The organism is Aeromonas sp. Y311-2 (assembly GCF_027706025.1).
Classification (GTDB): domain Bacteria; phylum Pseudomonadota; class Gammaproteobacteria; order Enterobacterales; family Aeromonadaceae; genus Aeromonas; species Aeromonas veronii.
Genome location: NZ_JAPDCL010000003.1, coordinates 11,984 through 28,648, shown reverse-complemented (window position 1 = coordinate 28,648; position 16,665 = coordinate 11,984). Strand labels below are relative to the sequence as shown.

Sequence of the window (16,665 nt, the reverse complement as noted above, 5' to 3'; positions counted from 1 at the left end):
CGACAAAGGGCGAACAGCATGCTGTTCGCCCTTTTTGTTTCTGCTGCGTTGACTCAGCTTCGCAGCAGATTTGTCTGCAGCTCGCTGCCGAGCTGATCGAGCAGCTGATAGCGCGCCTTGTAGCTGGCCCGCTTGCGGGAGGGGATCTCCTCCAGCGTCTTGCGGGGCACCTCCAGCGGCAGGCTCATCCAGAGTTCATCCTGCACGCTGCCCTGATGCTCCTGCCACAAGCCGTCGAGGTCGAACTTGACCCGATCGGCGGTGCGCTTGCTGCTCTGATAGACGTGGCTTTGGGTGCGGATCCCGAGCAGGCTCTTGCACGCCAGCCCCCGGGCCAGCTCGGCGGCCATATAGACCAGCAGGGACATGGGGCGCAGCCCGCCGCACGCCTTGGTGACCAGCTTGATCTCCTCGCTCTGCCCCTTGCCGCCCTGCAGCGAGCAGATCTCGAGGGTCGGGTTCGGCGCGGGGCGCAGATTGAGGGCCATGTAATAGAGCGCAGCGTCACCCAGCTTGAGGGTCAGGCTCATCTCTCCCTCTTTGCCCATGTGGGTTTGGTAATCCAGTTGCAGAGTGAGGGGGGCCGTCAGCTTGTCGCTCTGCCACTGGGCCAGCAGCAGGCCGCGCCCGCTGTAGATTGCCAGTTGTTGCGCCTTGGGCAGCTGACGTGCCAATTGCTGGTAGTGGCCGCTGATAAGCCCCGCTCGCAGGCGCTTGCGGAGCCCCTTGTGGCGATAGGGGTGGATCGGCTTTTCCAGAATATCGGGGAAGCGGCTGATCGCCTGCGCCAGCAGCGGTTGCTCCTGCTGCTGGCGATAGAGGGCGCGGGCGCCGGGATTGAGCCAGAGACGCCCCACATACTTGGCCCGTCGGATGAGATGACCCGACTCCTCCACCGGGTGAAGGCGGCGGGCGAGGGTTCGCAGGTGTGACAGATGAGATGACATGGTGCCGACCTCTGACTGGTGTGATGAGACAGGGCGGGGAGTGTAGGAGCGGGGCGCTGGCTTGTAAAAAAATGGATAGTAACAAAATGTGAAAACATAACGCTCAGTAGCGGCTGGCGCAGCGAGATGACCGTCACGGCCACGGCAGGAAATCTGGCTCCATCCTCTTGATGCGGCAGATGATTTGATACGCAAAGGTTTTTATTGTGTTTTGTGTTTGTTAAAAGTGGTTGAGCTGGCGCGAACGGCTGATTAAGCTAGGCCGGTTTTTTAGGGATGAGCCCGTCACCAGAGCGGGCAAAAAATGACACAAAACGGAGTTTTGCATGACAGCTAGCACACCCATGTTAATCACCTTCCTGGTGTATATCCTCGGGATGGTGTTGATCGGCTTCGTCGCCTATCGCGCCACCCGCAACTTTGATGACTACATTCTGGGCGGCCGCCGGATGGGGAGCTGGGTCACAGCCCTCTCCGCCGGCGCCTCCGACATGAGCGGCTGGCTGCTGATGGGGCTGCCCGGCGCCGTCTTCGTCAGCGGCATCTCCGAGAGCTGGATTGCCATCGGTCTTGTCATCGGCGCCTACCTCAACTGGCGCTGGGTAGCGGGTCGCCTGCGGGTACATACCGAGAAGAACCGCAACGCCCTGACCCTGCCGGACTACTTCACCTACCGCTTTGAAGATCACAGCAAGGTGCTGCGCATTCTCTCGGCGCTGGTGATCCTGCTCTTCTTCACCATCTATTGCGCCTCCGGCGTGGTGGCCGGTGCCCGTCTGTTCGAGAGCACCTTCGGCATGGATTACAACACCGCCCTCTGGGTCGGTGCCGCCGCCACCATTACCTACACCTTCTTCGGCGGCTTCCTCGCGGTGAGCTGGACCGATACGGTGCAGGCGACCCTGATGATCTTCGCCCTGATCCTGACCCCGGTCTTCGTCATCATCGCCGTCGGCGGGGTGGACAGCGCCATGATCGAAGTGGCCGCCAAGAGCGCTACCAACCTCGACATGTTCAAGAATCTGGATGTGATCGCCATCATCTCGCTGATGGCCTGGGGCCTTGGCTACTTCGGTCAGCCCCACATTCTGGCCCGCTTCATGGCGGCGGATTCCCACCACTCCATGGCCAATGCCCGTCGCATCAGCATGACCTGGATGGTGTTCTGCCTCGCAGGCGCGGTGGCCATCGGCTTCTTCGGGCTGGCCTACTTCGCCCGCTTCCCGGAAGTGGCAGCTGGGGTGACCGGCAACCCGGAGCGGGTCTTTATCGAGCTCTCCAAGATCCTGTTCAACCCCTGGATCGCCGGTGTGCTGCTCTCCGCCATTCTGGCGGCGGTGATGAGCACTCTAAGTTGTCAATTACTGGTCTGCTCCAGCGCCATCACCGAGGATCTCTACAAACCCTTCCTGCGCAAGAACGCCTCCCAGCGTGAGCTGGTATGGGTGGGTCGCCTGATGGTGCTGCTGATCGCCGTGATTGCCATCGCCGTCGCCATGAATCCGGAAAACCGGGTGCTGGGGCTGGTGAGCTACGCCTGGGCCGGTTTCGGTGCCGCCTTTGGCCCCGTGGTGCTGCTCTCCGTGCTGTGGCCGCGGATGACCCGCAACGGCGCGCTGGCGGGCATGCTGGTCGGTGCCATCACCGTCATCGTCTGGAAGCAGTTCGGCTGGCTGGGGCTGTATGAGATCATCCCGGGCTTCCTGTTCGCACTGCTGGCCATTGTGGTGGGCAGTCTGCTGGGCGAAGCGCCCTCAAAAGCGATGCTGGAGCGTTTCCGCGATGCCGAGGAGGAGTACAACACTCCGGCCGAGAGTGCGGGAGAGCCGGTCGCGGTGAACTGATCCCCCTTACCGCTTTCTGATTGAGAGCCCCGCCCCCGGACAAGGAGCGCCCTGGTTGGCCATCCTTGCACCGGTTTGGCGGGGCTTTGTGCTATCTGATTCACTCTTGGGCACTTTTTTATGTTCGGCCGGTGGCTCCCGGGTGCTCGCTTTCTTTTGTCTTGGCACCGAATATGGGACACTAGGCCGCCTGAAGGAGACCTAGTGCATGCGGCTATTCACCCTGATCCTGATCCTCCTGCTGGGGGGACTGCAATATGACCTCTGGCTGGGGAAGAACGGGCTATCCGATTATCAGAACCTGTCGGAGGCCATCTCGCAGCAACAGCGGGACAACCAGACTCTCAAGGATCGTAACGACCTCATTTACCGCGAGATAGATGATCTCACCTCTGGCCTCGAGGCCATCGAGGAGTTGTCGCGCAACGATCTGGGTTATATCAAGCAGGGGGAGACCTTCTACCGGATCATCCCCAAAGAGAAAGACAAAGAGACAGCGCCGGACGATGAGCCCTACGATGACTGATGCCAGCCGGGTATCCGGCCTGACGGCGATCGTCCCTGCTGCCGGTATCGGCAGCCGGATGGGGGCCGATTGCCCCAAGCAGTACCTGCAACTGGCGGGTAAAACCATTCTCGAACATACCCTGGAGCGGCTGCTCTCCCACCCGGCCATCGCCCAGGTGATCGTGGCGCTGGCGCCCCATGACCGCTGGTTCGAGGCCCTGCCCGTGGCGGCCGACCCACGGATTGTGCGGGTAGAGGGAGGCGCCGAGCGCGCCTTTTCCGTCCTCAATGGTCTCCATGTGGCGCAAGGGGAGTGGGTGCTGGTGCACGATGCGGCCCGCCCCTGCCTGACTCACGGCGATCTCGATGCGCTGATTGCCGCGGCCATGAACTGCGGCGGTGCCATTCTCGGCAGTCGGGTGCGCGATACCATGAAACGCTCCGATGGGGAGGGCAATATCATCGCTACCGTCGAGCGCGAGCAGCTCTGGCATGCCCTGACGCCGCAGATGTTCCCGACCCTAGCCCTGAAGCGGGCGCTGGAAGAGGGGCTACTGCTGGGCGCCACCATCACCGACGAGGCCTCCGCCATGGAGCGGGCCGGATTCACGGTGAGGATGGTGGAGGGGCGCGCCGACAATATCAAAGTGACCCGGCCGGAAGACTTGTCGCTGGCGGGGCTGTTTTTAAGCCAGCAGGCATAAGCCCCTCAGTCAGAACAGACCGTTCAGAGCAGAGTGTCTCGAACAAACAGGCCCGAACAAGGAGTTAGCATGATCCGGATTGGACATGGTGTGGACGTACACAAAATTGATGGGGTTGGTTTCAGCATGTTGGGAGGTTGCCGCTAATGATGCGCATTGGTCATGGTTTTGATGTTCATAAATTTGGTGGTGTTGGTCCCTGCATGCTGGGTGGCGTGCCGGTTCCCTACGAGCAGGGGCTGGTTGCCCACTCCGACGGCGATGTGGTGCTGCACGCGGTGAGCGATGCCCTGCTGGGGGCCATCGGTGCCGGTGACATCGGTCGCCACTTCCCCGATACCGCTGCCGAGTTCAAGGGGATCGACAGTCGCATCCTGCTGCGGGATGTCTTTGCCCGGGTACAGAAGGCGGGGTATGCCATCGGCAACCTGGATGTGACCATCATCGCCCAGGCCCCCAAAATGGCCCCCCATATCGACGCCATGTGCGCCGTGCTGGCCGCCGATCTGCAATGTGATTTGAACCGGGTGAACGTCAAGGCGACCACCACCGAACAGCTTGGGTTTACGGGGCGCAAGGAAGGGATCGCCACCGAAGCCGTCGTCCTACTGGTGAAACAATAATGCTGGAACAACTTGCCTATCTGCACGGGGCGCCCACTGCCCGCGGTATCCTCAAGGCCGAGGCCGCCGATTTCGTGGTCAATGAAGATCTCGGGTTTGAGCCTTGCGGTGAAGGGGAGCACATCTTCGTCCGGGTGCGCAAAACCGGCGAGAACACCGCCTGGGTGGCGGGTCTGCTGGCCGATGCGGCCGGTGTCAACCGCAATGCGGTGACCTGGGCGGGCCTTAAAGATCGCCACGCGGTGACCGAGCAGTGGTTCGGCATTCACCTGCCGGGCAAGGCCGAACCGGACTTGTCGGTTATCGAGAGCGACAGCATCCAGATCCTGCAAGCCAAGCGTCACAACCGCAAATTGCGGGTTGGCTACCTCAAGGGCAACCACTTCACCCTGCGTCTCACTGGTCTGGAACAGGCCGACGGGCTGGAAGCGCGCCTGCAGGCCATCGCCACTCAGGGCGTGCCCAATTACTATGGTGAGCAGCGTTTTGGCCGCGATGGCAACAACCTGGAAGCGGCCAAGGCGATGTTTGCCGGCAAGCGGATCAAGGATCGCAACAAACGTTCCCTCTACCTCTCTGCCGCCCGCAGCATGCTGTTCAACGCCATTGTCAGCGCCCGTATCGAGCAGGGGCTGGCTCATCAGCTGCTGGCCGGTGATTGCGTGATGCTCAAGGGCAGCCACTCCATCTTCAGCGAAGAGAGCGTGACCCCCGAGCTGGAAGCGCGTCTTGCCTCCGGCGACGTGCAGCTCACCGCCCCCCAGTGGGGCCGTGGCCGTCTGGCCAGTCAGGGCGCCGCTGCCGAGTTCGAACAGGGCGTGCTGGCCCCTTACAGCGATTGGTGTGACGGGCTGGAGAAAGCCGGGCTGGATCAGGACAGGCGCCCCCTGCTGCTCAAGCCGGAGCAGATGAGCTGGCAGCTGGACGGCGAGGCGCTGACCCTCTCCTTCTTCCTGCCGGCGGGCGCGTTTGCCACCAGCGTGGTGCGCGAGTTAATGCAGGCCGAAGAGGCCGATCACGGTTTCAGGAATCAGACCGATGCGAATTCTGGTCAGTAATGATGATGGTGTGCATGCCGAGGGTATTCGTGCCCTCAGCGAGGCGCTGCGTGCCTGCGGCGAGGTCATTGTGGTGGCGCCGGATCGTAACCGCAGCGGCGCGAGTCACTCCCTGACGCTGGAAGTACCGCTGCGGGTTACCCGCATTGCAGAAAACGGCTTTAATGGGTGCGAGAGCTATGCGGTGAAGGGGACGCCGACCGACTGCGTGCATCTGGCGGTCAACGAGCTGGTGCGTCCTGAACCCGACATGGTGGTGGCCGGCATCAACCACGGTGCCAACCTGGGGGATGATGTCATCTACTCGGGCACGGTCGCCGCGGCCACCGAGGGGCGCCATCTTGGCTACCCCTCCATCGCCATCTCGCTGGTGGGCAAGACCCACTTCGCCACGGCGGCCCACTATGCGGCCCTGCTGGTGAAGGGGTTGATGAAACACCCCCTGCCTGCCGATCAGATCCTCAACGTCAACGTGCCGGACTTGCCCCTCGAGCAGATCAAGGGGATCAAGACCACCCGCCTTGGCAATCGCCACCGGGCGGAGTCGGTGATCTGCACCGAGGATCCCCATGGCCAGCCCATCTACTGGATCGGCCCCCCCGGTAGCCAGCAGGATGCCGGTGACGGTACCGATTTTGCTGCCATCGAGCAGGGCTATGTCTCGATTACCCCCCTGACCATCGATATGACTGCCTACGACAGTCTCGCCGGTCTGGGGGCCTGGTTAGATCTGCAGGGATGAGGGTGGTGTGATAGTACAGCGCCTGTTAAATCAGCTCATTGCGCAGGATATTCGCGATTTTCGCGTGCTGGCGACCATCGCGAAAGTGCCGCGCCAGCTGTTCGTGGACGAGGCCATGGCGCACAAGGCGTGGGACAACACCGCCCTGCCCATTGGCCACGGCCAGACCATTTCGCAGCCCTATATGGTGGCGCGAATGACCGAGTTGCTGATGCAAAACAATCCGGCCCATGTGCTGGAGATTGGCACTGGCTCGGGCTACCAGACGGCGATCCTCGCCCATCTGGTGGAGCATGTGTATACCGTGGAGCGGATCAAGTCGCTGCAGTTCCAGGCCCGGCGCCGACTGCGCCAGCTCGATCTGCACAATGTCTCGGCCAAGCACGGCAACGGCTGGCTGGGGTGGCCCAACAAGGGGCCTTATGACGCCATTCTGGTGACGGCCGCGGCGAGCGAGATCCCGACGGCGCTCACCGATCAGCTGGCCGAAGGGGGTCGACTGGTGTTGCCCGTGGGTGACAGCCAGCAGACCCTGCAGCTGATCGAACGATCCGGATCCCAGCTGACCAGCCGTATTCTGGAGCCGGTACGTTTTGTTCCCCTGATTGACGGAGATGTTGAGTGAAGTTGTTTTCCCGTTTGTACGTACTGGTGATGCAGTGGGCTCGCCACAAGCATGCCCCCTGGTATCTCTCCATCACCGCTTTCATCGAGTCGGTGTTCTGGCCGATCCCGGTGGACGTGATGCTGGCGCCGATGGCGCTCGCCAAGCCCCACAAGGCTTGGCACTACGCCACGCTGGCTACCCTCTTCTCTGTGCTGGGTGCCCTGTTTGGCTATGCCCTTGGCTATGCCCTGTGGGATCCGGTAGTGCTGCCATTGGTGGAGTCTGTGGGCTATCAGGACAAGATCGAGATTGCTCGCAACTGGTTTGAGCAGTGGGGGATCTGGGTCATTTTCATTGCCAGCTTCACCCCTATCCCCTACAAGGTGTTTACCGTGACGGCAGGGTTGTTGCAAATGGCTCTGCTGCCCTTCATCATCACCTCCCTCATCGGTCGTGGCATGCGCTTTTTCCTGGTTGCGGGCCTGATGCGTTGGGGTGGCGAGAAGATGGAACGCAAACTGATGCACTACGTAGATGTGCTCGGTTGGCTCTGTATTGGTCTGGCCGTGGTGGCCTATTTCTGGTTTAGTCGTTAAGGATCCATTATGCGTTCGCGTATTTGGCAAGGAAGCAGTGTCGTGGTGTTGTCATGGCTGCTGCTTGCCTGCTCCTCCAGTAAAAATGCAGCTCCGGTAGATGGTGTTGATGAGGGGCAGTTTGTCTCGACCATTCCGGCTCGCCAAAGCGGTGCCCAGGTCAGCGCCCCCATTCAGGGCGGCAGCTATGTGGTGAAACGGGGCGATACCCTCTACTCCATCGCCTTCAACTCCGGCAACGACGTGCCGTCGCTGGCCAGCCTCAACAACATCAGCCCGCCCTACAACATCTATCCGGGGCAGCGACTGCGACTCGATGGTTCCAGCGCCAGTGTTGGCAGCAGCCGCAGTGCCGGTACCTATGAGGTGCGCCGCGGCGATACCCTGAGCAGCATCGGCCGCCAGTTCGGCATGACACCGCAGGCGCTGGCCCAGAGCAATAACCTGAGCGCCCCCTATGCGCTGCAACCGGGTCAGGTACTCAATGTCCAGACCGCAGGCGGTTCGACCCAGATGGTGGCTGCGACTCGTCCGGCAACCGTGACGCCAGTGGCCGTGAGCCGTCCGAGCAGCGGTCCGCGTCCGTTGGCCGAGCCGAGTGGATCTGGTCAGACCACGCCGTTCATCTCTCAGAAATCCGTTGCTCCGGCAGCACCGAAGGAATACGCTCAGTCCAAAGAACAAAAAATAAACAACTCCCAGTCGAGACTTGCTTGGCACTGGCCCGCAAAAGGCCGGATTGTCGAGGGGTTCTCTGTTGCAGAACAGGGTAACAAGGGGATCGACATAGCCGGCCAGAAGGGGCAACCCGTCTACGCCGCCAGCAGCGGTAAAGTGGTATACGCTGGCAGTGCTTTAAGGGGGTACGGCAAGCTGATTATCCTCAAGCATGATGATGACTATCTCTCCGCTTACGCACACAACGACGAGTTGCGGGTGAAGGAAGGGGACAGCGTCAAGGGGGGCTCGGTCATTGCCAACATGGGTAGCACGGACGCGCCGGATGTGCGATTGCATTTCGAGATCCGGTACAGAGGCAAGTCGATCAATCCGATGAGCTATTTGCCAAAGCGTTAACCCCAGAGAGACCGTCTTACTCTGGTAACGTCAGGGAGACACACCATGAGCCAAGAACAACTGGTAATGCAGGATGCAGAGTTAGAGTTTGACGCTGAACCCGAATCTCATGAAGTAGAAGAGTTGCAGGAGGTAGCCGCCGAGGCGGAAGATATTATCTCCGATGAGTTGCTGGCACCTGAGCTGAACAAGGTGATGGATGCCACGCAGCTCTATCTGGGGGAGATAGGTTTCTCCCCGCTGCTCACTGCCGAAGAGGAAGTCTACTACGCCCGTCGTGCCTTGCGCGGTGACAAAGCCGCCCGCAAGCGCATGATCGAGTCCAACCTGCGACTGGTAGTGAAAATCGCCCGCCGTTACAACAACCGTGGCCTGGTGCTGCTGGATCTCATCGAAGAGGGCAACCTCGGTCTTATCCGCGCGGTCGAGAAGTTTGACCCCGAGCGCGGCTTCCGTTTCTCTACCTATGCCACCTGGTGGATCCGCCAGACCATAGAGCGGGCCATCATGAACCAGACCCGCACTATCCGTCTGCCCATTCATGTGGTCAAAGAGTTAAACGTTTACCTGCGCACCGCCCGCGAACTCTCTCACCGTCTCGATCATGAACCGACCGCCGAGGATATCGCCTTCGCGCTGGATCGTTCGGTGGACGATGTGAACCGCATGCTCAAGCTCAACGAGAAGATCACCTCGGTGGACACCCCCATAGGCGGCGATCGCGACAAGGCGTTGCTGGATGTGCTCTCCGACGAGCGCGGCATGGGGCCTGAGCTGGAGTCACAGGAAGATGATATGCGCAGCAGCATTGTCCACTGGCTTGAGGAGCTCAACCCCAAGCAGCGGGAAGTGTTGGCCCGTCGTTTCGGTTTGCTGGGCTACGAGCCTGCCACCCTTGAGGATGTGGGAGCCGAGATTGGCCTGACCCGCGAGCGGGTACGTCAGATCCAGGTCGAGGGGCTGCGCCGTCTGAGGGAGATCTTGTTGAGTCAGGGGCTCTCCATCGAGGCGCTATTTCGTACCAATTAAGCATCCGCACCAACTGATCAGCGCATCAGCCAGATAGCACGAGGGGAGCAACAGCTCCCCTCGTTTTTTATTGCCTGTCGTCTGGCGATGGCTTCGTGGTTATACCAGCTCAGCCAGCATGGTGTCGGCGTAGGGCACCAGCGCTTCTCCCTTCTTCACCTTGGTGAGGTAGTCCGGGTTGGCGATAAGCGGACGACCGATGGCCACCAGATCGAAGCGGTTGGCCTCGATGGCCGCAGCGGCGCGCTCGGCGTCGTAGTTGCCCACACCGACCAGATTGCCCTTGTAGTGGGCGCGCAGATAGTCGGAGGCGCGGCCACCCAGATAATCGAAGGTGAGGTTGTCATCAAAGATGCCGAGGTGGATATAGGCCAGCGGGCGATCGTTGAGCTTGCCCAGCAGGTAGTCGAACACGGCGCGATCTTCCGGGCTGCCCGCCAGATGGACATAGGCACCCGGGGAGAGGCGAATACCAACCCGATCACCACCGATACGGGCGCTGATGGCATCGACCACTTCCAGCGCGAAGCGGCTCATCTTTTCCGGGTTTCCACCGTAGTTGTCGGTGCGCAGGTTGGTAGAGTGGTGCAGGAACTGGTCGATCAGGTAGCCGTTGGCACCGTGGATCTCCACCCCGTCAAAGCCCGCCTCGATGGCGTTGGCAGCGGCCTGGGCGTAATCCAGCACCAGCTGGGCGATTTCGGCCTCGGTCAGGGCGCGTGGCACCTGATAGGTCAGCTCGCGCATGCGGGGCACAGTGCCCTCGTGCGCCACGGCAGAGGGGGCCAGCACTTCAGCCTGATGGAAGAAGGGGTGGGAGAGGCGACCGACGTGCCACAGCTGGGCGAAGATCTTGCCACCCTTGGCGTGCACGGCGCTGGTCACTCTCTTCCAGCCATCGATCTGCGCCTGGGTGAAGAGGCCCGGGGTATTGGGGTAGCCCTGCGCATCGGGGCGGATGATGACGGCCTCGGAAACAATCAGGCCGATGTCGGCGCGGCGGCCGTAATAGGCAGCCATCTGCTCGGTCGGCACCAGACCTGGGCCTGCCATGCAGCGGGTGAGCGGGGCCATCATGAAACGGTTGGCCAGGGTCAGAGTGTCATTGAGTCGATACGGCTGAAACAGGGTATTCATGATAGGTTGTCCTGAACGGGTTATTCTTGAACGTGCATTCAAGACGTTTTTTGCGTCGGGCGCAAGCTTTTTTTGAATGCGCGTTCAAGAAGGTTGGCCCGAGCGGGCGGCTGGGGTAAACTTGCCGCCCTTTCCAGCCACTCTTTATCGGCGGGCCCTGTTGCCCCTTGCCGGTGAACCATTTCCCACGGGAGGAACCATGCGCATAGCCGAGTTTGATCGGGACGAGGTACTGCGAAATGCCATGGAAGCGTTTCGCGCCAAGGGATATGCCAAGACCACCATGCAGGAGCTGGTGGCCGCTACCGGCCTGCACCCAGGCAGCATTTACGGCGCCTTTGGTAACAAGCGCGGCCTGCTGCTGGCGGCGGTGGATCACTATGTCGAGGGTAAACGCACCCAGCGCCGCTCCCTGCTCGACAACCCGAGCCCGCTGGCGGGCCTTGCGGCCTATCTCGACCGGATTGTGGGGGAGGCGCTCTGCGGCTCCTGTCTGGTGACCCGCACCATGATGGAGCTGAGCGAGCAGGATGAGGAGCTGACCCAGCGGGTCAAGGGGATCTATGGCGAGCTGGAGCAGGATCTGGCCGAGTTGCTGACGCAGGCGCAGGCCAAGGGTGAATTGGCCCCGGATAGCAATATCCATACCCTCACCGCCCTGCTGCTGATCAACCTGCAAGGGCTGGTCACCTTCGCCCAGTGCCGCCCCGATCGCCCCCTGCTCGACGACGTCGTCGCCCAGCTGATGCGGGCCCTGCGGGCGTAATGCGCGCCCAGAAACAACCATGGCTCCTGCGGGAGCCATGATTGTTTCCGGGGATGCCACACGCGCCGGGTTGTTTGCTCCCTTCTCCCCTTGCGGGAGAAGGGTTGGGGATGAGGGGGAGGGCTCTGCTCAGCGCAATGAGAGCCAAATATGGGCCAGTACGACCTCCATCCGACTCAGCACATCGTTATTCCACACTCGTATCACCCGAAATCCCTGCTGATTGAGATAGGCTGTCCGAGCCTCGTCATGCATCTGGTTCGCTTGTGTTCCATGTTGCGAACCATCCACTTCGATGATCAATCCCTGTTCAAGGCAGATGAAGTCCACCACATAGGGGCCGATGGGCATTTGGCGGCGAAATTTCAACCCCACCAGACGGCGATTGCGCAACTGTTGCCATAGTTTCTGTTCTGCCTGTGTGGCATCTCGTCTCAATCGCTTGGCAACACGGTTGCTCTTCATTAATTGCTCCCACTCTGTATCGCCTTATAGATATAGCCAGCTTCCCATCTGTTTAGTGGTTGGATATTGCATTCCCTCACTCTAGCCCTCTCCCAAAGGGAGAGGGAACAGATCGAGTCGTTGTCGGGATTTGGTTGATCAGCACTGTGTCTATTGCCTTATTCGAGCTGGGGAAGCTGGATTGGGTGATAGCAGATGGCGATAACTTTTCGAATGTATTGGGAATCGCCTGGCTGGCTGGCTGACTGCGATGCTGCAAGTTGTAGCGTAACGGCTCCCTTCTCCCATTGCGGGAGAAGGGCTGGGGATGAGGGGGGAGGGAGCCGCCCTCACCCTAACCCTCTCCCAGAGGGAGAGGGAATTGATCGAGGTTCGGTTTGGGCATCATGGTCGGTCAACAAGCTCCTTCATCAAATCCTTGAGCCACACCAGCGCCGGTTATTGCGTATGCGGCGATGGGGTATGCCAGACGCAGCGGCCTTACCTCGGCCCCACCAGTTCCTTCATCAAATCTTTCAGCCACACCAGCGCCGGTTGCTGGGCGTGCACGGGGTGCCAGACGCAGTTGAGGTGGTAGTCGGGCACGTCTTCGGGCAGCGGCAGGCTTTTCAGCGGCCAGTGGGTGGCGAGCAGCTCGGCCACCATGCTGGGCAGCACCAAGAGGTGATCGCTCTGGCTGACGATAGCGGCGGCGGACATATAACTCTGGCTGTTGACCGAGATGGTGCGGCTAAAGCCCTGACTCTTCAGATAGCGGTCGAGGCTCGCCTCCGAGGTGCCCAGCGGCGAGTGGAACACATGGGGCATGGCGATGAGCTGCTGCAGGGTGATGCGCTCCTGCCATCGGGAGGGGTCATCCTCGGTACCGGCGGGGGCCGATTTGGCAATAGGCAGATCGGCACGTACCAGTCCGGCCAGCGGCTCGGTGAGCCAGGTCTCTTTGCCCAGATACCCCGGCACCTGCATGTACTCGTCAAAGCCCAGCACCAGATCGATCTCGCCGCTCGCCAGCTCGGCTTCGGGCAGGGTGTCGCGCAGGATGCGGATCTCGATGGTGACCCCGGGCGCCAGCCGTCTGAGCCGCTGAATAAGCGGCGGGATCAGCACGCACTCCACGTAATCTGTGGTGCAGAGCACGAAGCGCCGCTTTGACTGGCTCGGCTCGAACTCTTCTTCTTCGGTGAGCTGCTGCTCCAGCAGCCGCAGTGCCTGCTGCACCCCGAGATGCAGCCGCTGGGCGCGCGGGGTCGGCAGCATCCCCTGCGGGGTGCGCACCAGGAGCGGGTCGCCGAGAAAGGTGCGCAGCCGGTTAAGGGAGTGGCTCATGGCGGGCTGGCTGATAAAGAGCGCTTCGGCGGCGCGGGTGACGCTGCCCTGCGTCATCAGGGCGTCAAACGCGAGCAGCAGATTGAGGTCGAGCTGGTGCAGTTTCATGGGGGGATTATTCGCCGTGTTTATGGGACAATCCATCCTATTCATTTGATGGATGGGGGCGCAACGTCTTAATCTGCGACCCACTCTTATTTTTCCGGGTTCCCGCGCCGCATCGGGCGTAAACGGGGGCCTCAATCCATGCAAGGAGCCTTGCGATGAGCATCAAGACCATTAACTCCACGCCGGCCGCCGACGGCTTCACCATGCCCGCCGAGTGGGCGCACCAGCAGGCCGTCTGGATGATCTGGCCGTTTCGCCCGGACAACTGGCGCGTAGCCGGTCGCTTCGCGCAAGAGACCTTCGCCAAGGTGGCGGATGCCATCGGCGGTGCCACCCCGGTCTTTATGGGGGTGCCGGCCCAGTTTATGGAGCAGGCCCGCGCCATCATGCCCGCCCACGTTACTTTGGTTGAAATGAACAGCGATGACTGCTGGGCCCGCGATACCGGCCCGACCATCGTCACCAACGCGGCCGGCGAGTGCCGTGGAGTGGATTGGGGCTTCAACGCCTGGGGCGGTCACAAGGGTGGTCTCTACTACCCGTGGAATCAGGATGAAGAGGTCGCTGCCCAGATGCTGGCCCAGCACGGCATGGCTCGCTACGATGCGCCGCTGATTCTGGAAGGGGGCTCCATCCATGTCGATGGCGAAGGTACCTGCCTGACCACCGCCGAGTGCCTGCTCAACGAAAACCGCAACCCGCACCTGACCAAAGCGCAGATCGAAGCTCACCTGCGCGACTATCTGGGCGTCACCCGCTTTATCTGGCTGGACGAAGGCGTCTATATGGACGAAACCGACGGCCACATCGACAACATGTGCTGCTTCGTGCGTCCGGGTGAAGTGGCGCTGCACTGGACTGATGACCAGAACGATCCCCAGTACGCCCGCTCCGTGGCCGCCCTCAAGGTGCTGGAAGCGGCGGTGGATGCCAAGGGTCGCAAGCTGAAAGTGTGGAAGCTGCCCCAGCCGGGCCCGCTGTTCTGCACTGAAGAGGAGTCTGCCGGTGTCGAGAGCGGCAGCGGTGTGCCGCGCGAGGCCGAAGGTCGTCTGGCCGGTTCCTATGTGAACTTCCTCATCACCAACGATCGCATCGTCTATCCGCTGCTGGATGCCGCCACCGATGGCGAAGCCCAGCGCATTCTGGAAGAGATCTTCCCGGAGCACACCGTGATCGGCGTGCCGGCTCGCGAGATCCTGCTGGGCGGTGGCAATATTCACTGCATTACTCAGCAAATCCCCTCAGGGAAATAAGAACCTGTTCCAAGCCAGCTGAGGTTGGTATTCAAAACCCCACGCCGTGGGGTTTTATCTCTTGATGATGTGATGGTCGCAGGCGCTGATGCGGCGATCATCATGACAAACAGTCACCCTTTTACAGGAGATCCTAAATGATCGAAGTGACCGAGGTTTCCATTGCCGAGCTGCGTGCCGCGCTCGAATCAGGCCGCACCACAGCGGTCGAACTGGTCAAGGCCTATCTGGCCCGTATCGAGGCCTATAACGGCCCCGAGACTGCCACCAAACTCAACGCCGTGGTGGTCGTCAATCCCGATGCGCTGAAAGAGGCGCAAGATTCTGATGCCCGCCGTGCCCGTGGCGAGACCCTGGGGCCGCTCGACGGCATCCCCTACACCGCCAAAGACAGCTATTTGGTCAAGGGGCTGACCGCTGCCTCCGGCAGCCCGGCCTTCAAGGATCTGGTGGCCCAGCGCGATGCCTTTACCGTTGAGCGCCTGCGCGCCGCCGGTGCCATCTGCCTTGGCAAGACCAATATGCCGCCGATGGCCAATGGCGGTATGCAGCGCGGCGTCTATGGCCGTGCCGAGAGCCCCTACAACGCCGACTACCTGACTGCGCCGTTTGCCTCCGGCTCCTCCAACGGGGCCGGTACCGCCACCGCCGCCAGCTTCTCCGCCTTTGGTCTGGCCGAAGAGACCTGGTCGAGCGGCCGTGGCCCGGCCTCCAACAACGGCCTGTGCGCCTACACCCCGTCCCGTGGCGTGATTTCGGTGCGCGGCAACTGGCCGCTGACTCCGACCATGGATGTGGTGGTGCCCTATGCCCGCACCATGAATGATCTGCTGGAAGTGCTCGACGTGGTAGTGGCTGACGATGCCGACACCCGTGGCGATCTGTGGCGCATGCAGCCCTGGGTGCAGCTGCCCAAGGCCTCCGAAGTGCGTCCGGCCTCCTATCTGGAGCTGGCAGCCAAGGCCGATGCCCTCAAGGGCAAGCGCCTCGGCGTGCCGCGCATGTTTATCAACAAGGATGAACTAGCCGGCACCAGCGAAAACCCCGGTATCGGCGGCCCGACCGGTCAGCGCATCCATACCCGCGAGACCGTGATTGCCCTCTGGGAGCAGGCCCGTCAGGCGCTGGAAGCCGCTGGCGCTGACGTCATCGAAGTGGACTTCCCGCTGGTCTCCAACTGCGAAGGTGACCGACCCGGCGCGCCGACCGTGTTCAATCGCGGCATCGTGAGCCCGGAGTTCCTCAACGACGAGCTGTGGGAGCTCTCCGGCTGGGCGTTCGACGACTTCCTGCGCGCCAACGGTGATCCCAAGTTGAACAAGCTTGAGGATGTCGATGGGCCGAAGATCTTCCCCCACGATCCGGGCACCCTGCCGAACCGCGAGGGCGATCTGGCAGCGGGCATGGACGAGTACGTCAATATGGCCAAGCGCGGCCTGAAATCCTGGGACGAGATCGCCACAGTGCCGGACGGCCTGCGCGCTCTGGAGAAGACTCGCAAGCTGGATCTGGAGGACTGGATGGACGGGCTCAAGCTCGACGCCGTGCTGTTCCCCACCGTCGCCGACGTCGCCCCGGCTGATGCGGATGTGAATCCGGCCTCTGCCGATATCGCCTGGAGCAACGGCATCTGGGTTGCCAACGGCAACCTCGCCATTCGCCACCTCGGCGTGCCGACCGTCACCGTCCCCATGGGGGTGATGGCTGATATCGGTATGCCGGTGGGCCTGACCTTCGCCGGCCGCGCCTATGACGACAACAACCTGCTGCGCTTCGCCTCGGCCTTCGAGTCCACCGGCAGCAAGCGCAAGGTGCCGCCACGCACGCCACCGTTGGTTTGATTGTTGTGAGTTAAATTTCTCGGGTTCATTCTGAG

Annotated in this window: 17 protein-coding genes; 13 read left to right on the top strand and 4 right to left on the bottom strand. The window is 61.5% G+C overall.

The features are described from left to right. Window positions 1-53 precede the first annotated feature (53 nt). Window positions 54-947 (bottom strand): VirK/YbjX family protein, encoded by an 894-nt coding sequence (locus OKC42_RS03830; RefSeq protein WP_150996137.1) that lies wholly within the window; start codon window positions 945-947, stop codon window positions 54-56. A gap of 326 nt (window positions 948-1,273) precedes the next feature. Here OKC42_RS03830 and putP point away from each other — a divergent pair, with 326 nt between their 5' ends. The 10 genes from putP (at window position 1,274) to rpoS (ending at window position 9,734) form a co-directional block, all read left to right on the top strand. Beyond that, entirely contained in the window at window positions 1,274-2,791 is a 1,518-nt protein-coding gene (putP, locus tag OKC42_RS03825) for a sodium/proline symporter PutP (protein WP_108613607.1), read from the top strand. 208 nt (window positions 2,792-2,999) lie between these two features. Then, on the top strand, window positions 3,000-3,317 hold the full coding sequence (gene ftsB, locus OKC42_RS03820; RefSeq protein WP_005335520.1) for a cell division protein FtsB: 318 nt from the start codon (window positions 3,000-3,002) through the stop codon (window positions 3,315-3,317). Then, window positions 3,310-4,002, top strand: a complete 693-nt coding sequence (gene ispD, locus OKC42_RS03815; RefSeq protein WP_270819074.1) for a 2-C-methyl-D-erythritol 4-phosphate cytidylyltransferase — start codon at window positions 3,310-3,312, stop codon at window positions 4,000-4,002. The genes ftsB and ispD overlap by 8 nt, the downstream gene beginning before the upstream one ends. A 146-nt stretch (window positions 4,003-4,148) precedes the next feature. After that, complete coding sequence (gene ispF / locus OKC42_RS03810; RefSeq protein WP_005335518.1) at window positions 4,149-4,625, top strand: 2-C-methyl-D-erythritol 2,4-cyclodiphosphate synthase; 477 nt, start codon at window positions 4,149-4,151, stop codon at window positions 4,623-4,625. Continuing rightward, the gene (gene truD / locus OKC42_RS03805; RefSeq protein WP_069528913.1) at window positions 4,625-5,683 is read left to right on the top strand and encodes a tRNA pseudouridine(13) synthase TruD; all 1,059 of its coding nucleotides are present in this window, start codon (window positions 4,625-4,627) and stop codon (window positions 5,681-5,683) included. The genes ispF and truD overlap by 1 nt, the downstream gene beginning before the upstream one ends. Then, complete coding sequence (surE, locus tag OKC42_RS03800; RefSeq protein ID WP_270819073.1) at window positions 5,664-6,425, top strand: 5'/3'-nucleotidase SurE; 762 nt, start codon at window positions 5,664-5,666, stop codon at window positions 6,423-6,425. Before truD ends, surE begins: the two co-directional genes overlap by 20 nt. A gap of 7 nt (window positions 6,426-6,432) precedes the next feature. Then, on the top strand, window positions 6,433-7,050 hold the full coding sequence (locus tag OKC42_RS03795; RefSeq protein ID WP_005335507.1) for a protein-L-isoaspartate(D-aspartate) O-methyltransferase: 618 nt from the start codon (window positions 6,433-6,435) through the stop codon (window positions 7,048-7,050). Further along, entirely contained in the window at window positions 7,047-7,628 is a 582-nt protein-coding gene (locus OKC42_RS03790) for a YqaA family protein (RefSeq protein WP_021229508.1), read from the top strand. Before OKC42_RS03795 ends, OKC42_RS03790 begins: the two co-directional genes overlap by 4 nt. Before the next feature lie 9 nt (window positions 7,629-7,637). Then, window positions 7,638-8,705 carry a LysM peptidoglycan-binding domain-containing protein gene (locus OKC42_RS03785; RefSeq protein ID WP_139733639.1) on the top strand — a complete coding sequence of 356 codons (1,068 nt, stop codon included), beginning with the start codon at window positions 7,638-7,640 and terminating at the stop codon, window positions 8,703-8,705. 45 nt (window positions 8,706-8,750) lie between these two features. Next, the gene (gene rpoS, locus OKC42_RS03780; RefSeq protein ID WP_005362773.1) at window positions 8,751-9,734 is read left to right on the top strand and encodes an RNA polymerase sigma factor RpoS; all 984 of its coding nucleotides are present in this window, start codon (window positions 8,751-8,753) and stop codon (window positions 9,732-9,734) included. Between the two features lie 99 nt (window positions 9,735-9,833). Here the strand turns inward: rpoS and OKC42_RS03775 are convergent, their stop codons facing one another. Then, the gene (locus tag OKC42_RS03775; RefSeq protein ID WP_270819072.1) at window positions 9,834-10,871 is read right to left on the bottom strand and encodes an alkene reductase; all 1,038 of its coding nucleotides are present in this window, start codon (window positions 10,869-10,871) and stop codon (window positions 9,834-9,836) included. Window positions 10,872-11,070: 199 nt separating this feature from the next. Between OKC42_RS03775 and OKC42_RS03770 the strand changes: the two genes are divergently transcribed. Further along, complete coding sequence (locus OKC42_RS03770) at window positions 11,071-11,637, top strand: TetR/AcrR family transcriptional regulator (protein WP_042081487.1); 567 nt, start codon at window positions 11,071-11,073, stop codon at window positions 11,635-11,637. Between the two features lie 129 nt (window positions 11,638-11,766). Here OKC42_RS03770 and OKC42_RS03765 read toward each other — a convergent pair whose 3' ends face one another. Continuing rightward, on the bottom strand, window positions 11,767-12,102 hold the full coding sequence (locus tag OKC42_RS03765) for an endonuclease domain-containing protein (protein WP_270819071.1): 336 nt from the start codon (window positions 12,100-12,102) through the stop codon (window positions 11,767-11,769). Window positions 12,103-12,582: 480 nt separating this feature from the next. Next, entirely contained in the window at window positions 12,583-13,536 is a 954-nt protein-coding gene (locus tag OKC42_RS03760; protein WP_270819070.1) for a LysR family transcriptional regulator, read from the bottom strand. Between the two features lie 155 nt (window positions 13,537-13,691). Here OKC42_RS03760 and aguA point away from each other — a divergent pair, with 155 nt between their 5' ends. Both aguA and OKC42_RS03750 read left to right on the top strand, forming a co-directional pair. Next, entirely contained in the window at window positions 13,692-14,789 is a 1,098-nt protein-coding gene (gene aguA / locus OKC42_RS03755; protein ID WP_270819069.1) for an agmatine deiminase, read from the top strand. A 137-nt stretch (window positions 14,790-14,926) separates the two neighbouring features. Further along, window positions 14,927-16,630 (top strand): amidase, encoded by a 1,704-nt coding sequence (locus OKC42_RS03750; protein WP_270819068.1) that lies wholly within the window; start codon window positions 14,927-14,929, stop codon window positions 16,628-16,630. The last annotated feature ends 35 nt before the right edge of the window (window positions 16,631-16,665 follow it).